The sequence below is a fragment of the Streptomyces huiliensis genome, assembly GCF_020037025.1.
Classification (GTDB): domain Bacteria; phylum Actinomycetota; class Actinomycetes; order Streptomycetales; family Streptomycetaceae; genus Streptomyces; species Streptomyces huiliensis.
This window is the reverse complement of record NZ_JAIQLH010000019.1, coordinates 61,713-70,202: the sequence shown is the minus strand read 5'-3', so window position 1 is coordinate 70,202 and position 8,490 is coordinate 61,713. Positions and strand designations below refer to the sequence as shown.

The window sequence follows — 8,490 nt, the reverse complement described above, 5'->3', positions numbered from 1 at the left end:
CACCCCCGAAACCGCGCTCCGCGCGGTTGTCCTCAAACGCCGGACGGGCTGAAATCAGCCCGTCCCGCGTTTGAGGACGAGCGGCGAAGGGGCGGGACCGGGGCTCACCCCACGAAGTGGCTGGGCCGCCCACCCCGCCGCACCAGCCGCCCCACCCGCTCGGCCTCCTCCCGCCGCACGAGCCGAGCAGCACCGCCCTGGAGCAGAAGCACCGTATGCCAAGGCGTAGCCCAAGCATCCCCCGCTTCCAGCAACCGGATCCCGAACTTCTCCGCCCCCACCGCCTGCGGATGAATGGACAGCCGCACCTGCCGCGGAAAGTGCTCCGCGATGAGCTCACCCCAAGCCCGGCTCCGGGCGATCACCTCGTACGCCCGGGCCCGGCAGTCACGCTGCAGCGCCGACCGGCTGCCGTCGAAGTCCGCCGTGTCCTCGAAGAGGAAACGGGTGATGCCCCGGTAGAGCCGGGCGGTCTCCTCGTCGGCGCGGACGAGGGCGCGCAGGGCGTCCGCGGAGGGCGCGTACGCCTCCGTCACCAGCCGCCGTTTGGTGTCGTGGTCGGCGTCCCCGTGCACCGCCCGCAGGTCGAACGTGTCGAGGTGCCGCAGCCCCTCCGCGTCGATCATGGCGCGCAGGGCGTCGCCGTACGCGTCGATGTGCTCGTCCGGGACGTGGATGACGTCGCCGAAGATGTGCCCGTCCGAGCAGATGACGATCCGGGCCCCGGGCTCGTAGACCTCGCCGACGCGCGCGCAGAGCCGGTCGAGGAAGGTCAGGGAGAGGCGTTCGCCCTCGTCGGGGAGGTGGCCCAGGACCTTGGCCGGGTTGGGCGACTTGCAGGGGAAGCCGGGCAGGGTGAGGACGACGGGGTCGCCGGCATCCGTGAACCGGCGGATCTGCCGCAGCGTTTCGAGGTGGTCGGCCGGGTTCGGCGACCCCGGCCCGGTCGTCCGGTGGTACGGCAGGAGGAGGCGCAGGACCTCGGTGGCGGTGTCTGTCACCGCCGGCGCGATGCCGGTCGTCATGGCGCCGTCACCCCCGCCCGTACGGGCAGCGCGGCCCGTCGTACGCCACCGGCAGCTCCGCCGTGCCGCGGCCGAGGACGGCCGGGATCCAGCGCAGTTCCTCGTCCGGGACGGCCAGGCGGAGGCCGGGCAGGCGGGCGAGCAGGGTGCCCAGGGCGACCTGGAGTTCGATGCGGGCGAGCGCGGCGCCGGGGCAGAAGTGGATGCCGTGCCCGAAGGCGAGGTGGGAGCCCTGGGCGCGGTCCAGGTCGAGGCGGTCCGGGTCCGGGAAGCGTTCCGGGTCGCGGTTGGCGGCGCACAGGGAGACGATCACGGAGTCGCCCGCCGGGACGCGGGTTCCGTGCAACTCGGCGTCCTCGGCGAGGAAGCGCCAGGTGGTGAGCTCGAACGCGCCGTCCAGACGGAGCAGTTCCTCGACCGCGGCGGGCATGAGGGACGGTTCGGCGCGCAGTCGCTCCAGCGCCTCGGGGTGGCGGAAGAGGGCGACGAGGGCGGTGGTGATCTGGTTGGTCACCGGTTCCTGGCCGGCCACCAGCAGCTGGAAGATCATGGAGTCCAGCTCCTCGGGCGTCAGTTCACCCGCGTCGCGGGCGGCGACCAGCCGGCACAGCAGCCCGTCGCCGTCGGTGGCCCGCCGGTCGGCGACCACCTCGGCGATGTAGTCCTCCAGGCCGCGCAGCAGCGCCTCGTAGGCGGGACGCCCGGGGTCGGTGGGGCCCACGGGGGCCACCACACCGCCCCACTCGCGCCGGAAGCGGGCGGCGAGGTGCGGCGGCAGGCCGATGACCTCGGCCAGGACCCGGAAGGGGAAGTGGGCGGCGAACCCCTGGACCAGGTCGGCCGCGCCGTGCGGGCCGCCGGCCGCCGGCAGGGCGTCCACGAGCTCGTCCGCCAGCTCCTGGAAGCGCGGCCGCAGCGCCTCGACGCGCCGCGGCGCGAAGGCGTCCGTGATCAGCCGGCGCATGCCGGTGTGCTTCGGCGGGTCTTGGTGGAGGAGGTGCGCCTGGAGCCGGGAGTGCTGGGGCTCCGGCATGATCGAGGCGCGGGCGCGCCAGCGGTCGTTGCCCAGGGCGTGGTTCTTGCCCAGCCGCGGGTCGGCGAGGGTGCGCTGGGCGGCGGCGTACCCGGTGACCAGCCAGGCCGTGACGCCGCTGGGGAAGACGACGCGGTGGACCGGGCCGGCTTCGCGCATCCGCGCGTAGAGGGGGTAGGGGTCGCGCTTGTAGGCGGGGCCGGAGAGGGGTATGGGGTCGGAGAGGGGTATGGGGTCGGGCGTGGGCACGTGCTTGGGCTCCTCGTGAAACGTGAACGGTGAGGAAGTCGTGCGTCAGGGGTGGTGAGTTCCCGTACGTTCGTGCCGTTCGTGCGCGGTTCCGTCCCTGCCCGCCGGCCGAAGGCCCTCTCTATCTCGCTGAAGGCCCGCCTTATCTCCAGGTAGTCGGCCGACCGGCCGGGCGAGTTCCCCGAAGCGGAAGGGACAATCCTCACGTGCCGTCTCGGCGCCTCCGACTGCGGTGAGCGGCCTCCGGCATGTCACGATGCGGCGATGACCGCACGTCATTCCCTCAGTCCGTACAGCCTGCTGTCCGGCTTCGTCCTGCTGCTCGCGGCCCTGTTCGGGGTCGCCTACGCCGTCGGTTCCGCGGCCGGTCCCGTCTCCCCCGGCATGCACCGCAGTGATGGCGGGGGCGCGTCCGATCCGGGCTCCGGCCGGAGCGGCGGAGGCAGCGGGGGCATGGACGGCATGCCCGGGATGGGGCACTGATGAGCGCGACGACCACCACCGCCTCCCCCGCCGCCGAGACCGAGATCATCGTCGGCGGCATGACCTGCGCCGCGTGCGTCAACCGCGTCGAGAAGAAGCTCGGCCGGCTGGACGGCGTGACCGCCAGCGTCAACCTCGCCACCGGCCGGGCCCGCGTCAGCCACCCCGAGGCCGTGACCGCCGACGAGCTCATGGCGGTCGTGGAGGGCCTCGGGTTCACCGCCGCGCTGCCCCGGCCGAAGACCGAGGAAGCCCCTGAGGAGGAGGCCGGCACCGGCTCGTCGCCCCTCGTCCGGCTGCTGATCACCGCCGTGCTGTCGGTACCCGTGCTGGTGCTCTCGATGGCCCCGGGGCTGCAGTTCCGCAACTGGCAGTGGCTGTGCTTCGCCCTCGCCACGCCCGTCGCCGCGTGGGGCGCCTGGCCGTTCCACTCCAAGGCGCTGCGCGGCCTGCGCGGGGCCGCGGCGACGATGGACACCCTCGTCTCCCTCGGCGTCCTCGCCTCCTACGCCTGGTCCGTGTACGCGCTGTTCTTCGGCGGCGCCGGCGATCCGGACATGCGGATGCCGTTCACGCTGTGGCCGGAGACCATGCCGGGCACGGCGGACGTCTACCTCGAGGCGGTCGTCGCCGTCCCGCTGTTCGTGCTGACCGGGCGGCTGCTGGAGTCCCGGGCCCGGGCCGGCACCGGTTCGGCGCTGCGGGCGCTCGCGTCCCTCGCCGCCAAGGACGTCGCCGTGCGGACGGCGGACGGCGAGGAGCGCCGCATTCCCGTCGCGGAACTGCGGGTCGGCGACCGCTTCCTCGTCCGGCCGGGCGAGCGCGTCGCCACCGACGGGACGGTGGTGGCGGGCAGTTCGGCCCTGGACCTGTCGCTGGTCACGGGCGAGAGCGCGCCCGTCGACGTCACGCCCGGTACGGCCGTGATCGGCGGCGCCGTCAACTCCGGCGGGCTGCTGGAGGTACGGGCGGAGGCCGTCGGCGCGGACACCCAACTGGCGCGGATCACCCGGCTGGTGGAGGACGCGCAGGCGGGCAAGGCCCGGGTGCAGCGCCTCGCCGACGCGATCGCCGGCGTCTTCGTCCCGGCCGTGCTGGCGGTCGCCGTCACGGTCCTCGGCTTCTGGCTGGGCGCCGGCGCGTCCCCGCAGGCGGCGATCACCGCCGCCGTCGCCGTCCTCGTCGTCGCCTGCCCCTGCGCCCTGGGCCTGGCCACCCCGACCGCGCTGCTCGCCGCGACCGGCCGGGGCGCCGGGCTCGGCATCCTGGTCAGCGGCCCGCAGGCGCTGGAGGGGCTGCGCCGGGTGGACACGGTCGTCCTCGACAAGACCGGCACGCTGACCACCGGTTCGATGGCCGTGACCGAGGTGGCGGCCCGCGAGGGCGGCTGCGGTCCGGAGGCCGCACTGCGGTACGCGGCGGCGGCCGAGGCCGGTTCCGAGCACCCGGTGGGCCGGGCCGTGCACGCCCACGGGCTGGCGGAGGCGGACGGTCCGCTGCCCGCCGCCGAGGAGTTCGCGGCCACGGCCGGCGTGGGCGTCCGGGCCGTGGTGGACGGCAAGCGCGTCGAGGTCGTCCGGGCGGAGGCGGACGGGCTCCCCGACGCGCTCGCCGAGGCCGTCCGGAGCGCCGGGCGGGACGGCCGGACGGTCGTGGCCGTCCGGGTCGAGGACACCGTCGAGGCCGTGATCGCCCTGGGCGACACGGTCCGCGCCGGCAGCTACCGGGCCGTCGACCACCTCAAGCGGCTCGGCCTGCGGCCGGTGCTGGCCACCGGCGACGGCGAGGCCGCGGCCCAGGCCGTCGCCGCCGAACTGGGCATCGCCGAGGTACACGCGAAGGTCACGCCGGAGGGCAAGGCGGACCTCGTCCGCGCGCTGCGCGAGAAGGGCCACCGGGTCGCGGTCATCGGCGACGGCGTCAACGACACCGCCGCCCTGGCCGGCGCCGACCTCGGCATCGCCATGGGCAGCGGCACCGACGCGGCCATCGGCGCGGCCGACGTGACGCTGGTCCGCGAGGACATGGGCGCCCTGGCCGACGCCGTGCGGCTGGCCCGCCGCACCTCGCTGACCGTACGCGCCAACCTGGCCTGGGCCTTCGGCTACAACGTGGTGACCGTGCCGCTCGCCGCGGTCGGGCTGCTCAGCCCGATGGTCGCGGCGGCGGCGATGTCGGTCAGCTCCCTCCTCGTCGTCGGCAACAGCCTGCGGCTGCGCGGCTGGCAGCCGGCCCCCGCCCGTACGACCGCCCCCGCCCGCAAGGGCGCTCCCCGTCCTCGGAAGGCCGTCGCATGAACAACCCCGTGATCCAGGCCGCCAAGGCCGCGCTCGTCCCCGTCGCCGCCTGCGTGGTGACCCTCGGCGGCCTCGGCGCCTGGACGGCGTCCGGCGCGGCGGGCCGGCCCGCCGAGGTCGTCGCGGAGGACGCCCGCGTGCTCCTGCCCTTCGACGGCGACGACACGGCGGCGTTCGTACGGCTCACCAACAGGGGCGACGCGGACGACGAGCTGGTCTCCGTCACGGCCCCCTCGGCGGGCGGTGCCATGCTCGCCCGGACGGTCACCAAGGACGGGGCGGGGAGCATGCGGATGATCCGCTCGGTGACCGTGCCGGCCCGCGACGTCGTCGCGATGTCCCCGCACGGCACCGACATCATGATCAACCGCCCGCCGCGGCTCGCCGTCGGCGACCGGCTCCCGCTCGAACTGCGGTTCCGCGAGACCGGCACCGTACGGGTGGAGGCTGAAGTCGTACGGCCGGGGAACGACGCGGCGCCGCCGCGGTAGGCGGGACGACGGGAGCTCGCTCGGCGGCTCGCGGGACGCTTCGGGCGTCCTGCGGGCCGCTCGACTTGTGCACCGGCTTCATGTCGGCTTTATGTCGGCTTTATGTCGGCGGTTCGTACGAACCGTGCGGCGGGTCCGCCGCCGCCGCTTGAGCCGAGGGGCCCGCGGGCACAACGCCTGCAAGGCGCCCCGCGCTCCGACGCGAGCCGGTGAGCGCGTCCAGGGGGATCGATGGACATGCGGTTCACGGGCGGTTTGCTGTGGTTCCTCCCGCTCTTCCTCCTCGCGGCCTGCCTCATGCTGCTGGCCCGGGGCTCGGGGCGGGGAGAAGCGTCCGCGGGGCCGGCCGGCGGCGGACGGGCCGGCGGGGCGTCCGCCGCCGGCGGTGACGCCGAGCGGTCGGATGCCGGAGCATGGGATGTCGGGGGCCACGGAAACAGGTGCGGCGGAGGGGACTCCGGCGGGAACGACGGGCACGCGGACGGCGGGGTTCCGTACGGTGGTTCGGCGTCCTAGCGCCCATCTCCTCCTCGCGCGGAAACGCCGTACCGGTCACCCCGAACCCGTCCCCCGCGCAGCCCAGGAACCGCGCTCACTTCCCCGGCACCAGGTGTTTGAGCAGCGCCTCGCCGATGCCGCCCAGCCGGCCGACCTGTTCTAGCGTCAGGACGTCGATGAGGCGGGGACGGACGCTCTCGACGTGGCGCGGCGCCGCGGCCCGAGTCCGGGCCGGGCGCGTCGTACGGTTCACCCCCGCCGTCAAGGCCGCGGCCCGGCCCGCACCGGGGCCGCGGCCTGAGCCCGGACCGGGGCCTGAGGACCGGGGACGGCCCCGGCCCCCGGACCGGCAGCGGCTGCCGGTGCGCCGCCCCGGGAAGCCCCCCGGGGCGGCGCGCCGTCGCGCCTCCGACGCCCGCCGGACGGGTCAGCAGCCGGCCCCCGCCCCGGCCAGGACCGGCATCCGCGCCGCGCTCTCCCGTTCGGCCGTCTCCAGCTGGTCGATCAGCGCCTCCCGCGCCCGCGCCACGCGCGAGCGGACGGTGCCGATCGGGCAGCCCGCGACCAGTGCCGCCTCCGCGTACGGCAGGCCGAGCAGCTGGGTCAGGACGAAGGCCTCGCGGCGCTCGTAGGGCAGCCGGTCGAGCAGCTGCGACAGGGCGACGCCCTCGTCGAAACCGGGCAGGACGGCGGACTGGGTGCGCTCCGCCGCCGACTGCCAGTCGTCCGTGTCCGACAGCCGCGGCCGGGCCGCGAGGAAGCGGAGCCGGTCGACGACCGTGCGCCGGGCGATGGACAGCAGCCAGGTCCGGGCGGAGGACCGCCCTTCGAAGCGCGGCAGCGAGCGCAGGGCGCGCAGGTACGTCTCCTGTACCAGGTCGTCCGCGCCCTGCGGGTCGTTGCTCAGCCGGGCCACGTACCGGCGGACGTCGGTCTGCGTGGCGCGGATGAACCGTTCCACCGCGTCGGCGTCGCCGCCGCGGGCGGCCAGCGCCCAAGCGGTGACCGTCTCGTCGTCACGCACGGCGGCCTCCCGCGCGGGGGGCGGTGGACCGGCGCGGGCCGGTGCCGGGGACGATGGCCGGGTGCACTGCAGCGACGTACGTACCGCCCTGTCCGCCCGCATCGACGGCGAGGCACCCCCGCCGGGCGTCACCTGTGTGGCGCTGGAGACGCATGTACGGGGCTGTGCGGCCTGCCACCGGTGGGGCGAACGGGCCCGCCGGCTGAAGGTGCTGGCCGCGCGGCTCGGCGTCGGCTGAGCGGTCGGCTGAGCGGATCCCGTTCGGCGCGGCGTCGGCGGGTCGGTTCCCGTTCGGCGCGGCGGCCGAGGGAGGGACGTGCCGTCGCGGCACGTCCTGGTTGCGGGCAGGGGTCATTGCCCGGGGTCCTTCCTGGAATCCGGGCGTCCGGCCGCGGGGCGGCGGACGGCCCGGGAACGTGTCACGGCCTGTCCGGCGGCCGTCGGCGGAAGCACCCCGCAAGGCACCCGAGGGGTCCGCGCGGGACGACCGGGCGGACGGGGGTGGGTGGTCGGGGGTTCAGCGGCCGACGGCGAGGGCGGCGGGTGGACCCCGGGTGATCAGGGCGTACGCGTACAGCAGCCGGCGCAGCCGCTGGGCGGCACGGCCCAGGCCGGCGCGGATTCGCGGGGGCCGCGGGCCGGGGGCCGGGTCGCCGAAGAGGAGGAGCAGCGGGGCGAAGAGGCGGGCGCCGACGGCCCGTCCGAGCCGGAAGGCGCCCTGTTCGCCGCCGGACAGCCAGAGGCCGCAGATCAGGGCGACGAGCACGTGCGCGGACCACATGCCGACGGGTCCGTGGAGGCCGTGGATGCCCAGCATGTCCATGTGCATGCCGTGCATGCCGTCCATGCCGTCCGTCGCGCTCATGCCGCTCATGCCGTCCGCGCCGTCCATGGCCCCCATGGACAGGGACGTGCCGCCGGACGACGGGGTCCCGCCGGGCGACGTGCCGTCCGCGAGCATGCCGCCCATCGCCGTACCGTCCCCCGCGCCCCCGCCGAGGTCCGTCCTCGGGACGGCGCCGCAGGTCAGCCGGGAGAAGAAGCTCGGCGACGGCTGGGCGCCCGCGCCGTGGCCCCCGGCGCCTCCCGCCCGGGCCCCCGCCTCGGAGACGAGCTGGGCCAGCGTGAAGAAGAAGTGCAGCGCCGTCTGGGCGCCGACGGTGGCGAGGGTGATGAGCAGCGGTCCGCGTTCGCGTCCGGCGAGGAACCAGGCGCAGCCGCCCGTGCCGGACAGCGCGGCGACGATCGCCCACCACGGGACGTCGGTCCCGGACATGAGGGCGTGGCCGAGCGCGGCGAGCAGCACGCAGACCGCCGCGAACATCGCGGCCCGCAGTGCGCGCGGTGCCTGCCCCGCCTGCTGTGCTGCACTCATGACGTGCACATCGTT

At 75.7% G+C, this 8,490-nt stretch carries 9 protein-coding genes; 4 read left to right on the top strand and 5 right to left on the bottom strand.

The window, feature by feature from the left end; translation table 11 throughout:
* Nucleotides 1-104 precede the first annotated feature (104 nt).
* Together JNW98_RS04760 and JNW98_RS04755 are read right to left on the bottom strand one after the other, a co-directional pair.
* Complete coding sequence (locus tag JNW98_RS04760; protein WP_223766789.1) at nucleotides 105-1,025, bottom strand: L-tyrosine/L-tryptophan isonitrile synthase family protein; 921 nt, start codon at nucleotides 1,023-1,025, stop codon at nucleotides 105-107.
* 7 nt (nucleotides 1,026-1,032) lie between these two features.
* On the bottom strand, nucleotides 1,033-2,307 hold the full coding sequence (locus tag JNW98_RS04755) for a cytochrome P450 family protein (RefSeq protein WP_223766788.1): 1,275 nt from the start codon (nucleotides 2,305-2,307) through the stop codon (nucleotides 1,033-1,035).
* A gap of 264 nt (nucleotides 2,308-2,571) precedes the next feature.
* On the opposite strand from JNW98_RS04755, the gene JNW98_RS04750 reads away from it, so the two are divergent.
* Genes JNW98_RS04750 through JNW98_RS04740 form a run of 3 tightly spaced genes read left to right on the top strand, consistent with a single transcriptional unit; the run spans nucleotide 2,572 to nucleotide 5,578 of the window.
* The gene (locus JNW98_RS04750; RefSeq protein ID WP_223766787.1) at nucleotides 2,572-2,790 is read left to right on the top strand and encodes a hypothetical protein; all 219 of its coding nucleotides are present in this window, start codon (nucleotides 2,572-2,574) and stop codon (nucleotides 2,788-2,790) included.
* The gene (locus JNW98_RS04745) at nucleotides 2,790-5,087 is read left to right on the top strand and encodes a heavy metal translocating P-type ATPase (RefSeq protein WP_223766786.1); all 2,298 of its coding nucleotides are present in this window, start codon (nucleotides 2,790-2,792) and stop codon (nucleotides 5,085-5,087) included. The genes JNW98_RS04750 and JNW98_RS04745 overlap by 1 nt, the downstream gene beginning before the upstream one ends.
* Nucleotides 5,084-5,578 (top strand): copper chaperone PCu(A)C, encoded by a 495-nt coding sequence (locus JNW98_RS04740; protein ID WP_223766785.1) that lies wholly within the window; start codon nucleotides 5,084-5,086, stop codon nucleotides 5,576-5,578. The genes JNW98_RS04745 and JNW98_RS04740 overlap by 4 nt, the downstream gene beginning before the upstream one ends.
* A 592-nt stretch (nucleotides 5,579-6,170) precedes the next feature.
* Here the strand turns inward: JNW98_RS04740 and JNW98_RS04735 are convergent.
* Both JNW98_RS04735 and JNW98_RS04730 read right to left on the bottom strand, forming a co-directional pair.
* On the bottom strand, nucleotides 6,171-6,329 hold the full coding sequence (locus JNW98_RS04735) for a hypothetical protein (protein WP_223766784.1): 159 nt from the start codon (nucleotides 6,327-6,329) through the stop codon (nucleotides 6,171-6,173).
* Between the two features lie 174 nt (nucleotides 6,330-6,503).
* The gene (locus JNW98_RS04730; protein WP_223766783.1) at nucleotides 6,504-7,100 is read right to left on the bottom strand and encodes a sigma-70 family RNA polymerase sigma factor; all 597 of its coding nucleotides are present in this window, start codon (nucleotides 7,098-7,100) and stop codon (nucleotides 6,504-6,506) included.
* Between JNW98_RS04730 and JNW98_RS37040 the strand changes: the two genes are divergently transcribed.
* Complete coding sequence (locus JNW98_RS37040; RefSeq protein WP_504754400.1) at nucleotides 7,024-7,338, top strand: zf-HC2 domain-containing protein; 315 nt, start codon at nucleotides 7,024-7,026, stop codon at nucleotides 7,336-7,338. The genes JNW98_RS04730 and JNW98_RS37040 overlap by 77 nt on opposite strands.
* A gap of 279 nt (nucleotides 7,339-7,617) precedes the next feature.
* On the opposite strand, the gene JNW98_RS04720 is transcribed toward JNW98_RS37040, so the two are convergent.
* Nucleotides 7,618-8,475, bottom strand: a complete 858-nt coding sequence (locus JNW98_RS04720; RefSeq protein ID WP_223766781.1) for a hypothetical protein — start codon at nucleotides 8,473-8,475, stop codon at nucleotides 7,618-7,620.
* Between the last annotated feature and the right edge of the window lie 15 nt (nucleotides 8,476-8,490).

Coding starts and splice junctions, on each gene's coding strand:
- JNW98_RS04720 (WP_223766781.1), bottom strand. CDS start 8,475: ATGAGTGCAGCACAGCAGGCGGGGCAGGCACCGCGCGCACTGCGGGCC.
- JNW98_RS04745 (WP_223766786.1), top strand. CDS start 2,790: ATGAGCGCGACGACCACCACCGCCTCCCCCGCCGCCGAGACCGAGATC.
- JNW98_RS37040 (WP_504754400.1), top strand. CDS start 7,024: ATGAACCGTTCCACCGCGTCGGCGTCGCCGCCGCGGGCGGCCAGCGCC.
- JNW98_RS04750 (WP_223766787.1), top strand. CDS start 2,572: ATGACCGCACGTCATTCCCTCAGTCCGTACAGCCTGCTGTCCGGCTTC.
- JNW98_RS04760 (WP_223766789.1), bottom strand. CDS start 1,025: ATGACGACCGGCATCGCGCCGGCGGTGACAGACACCGCCACCGAGGTC.
- JNW98_RS04740 (WP_223766785.1), top strand. CDS start 5,084: ATGAACAACCCCGTGATCCAGGCCGCCAAGGCCGCGCTCGTCCCCGTC.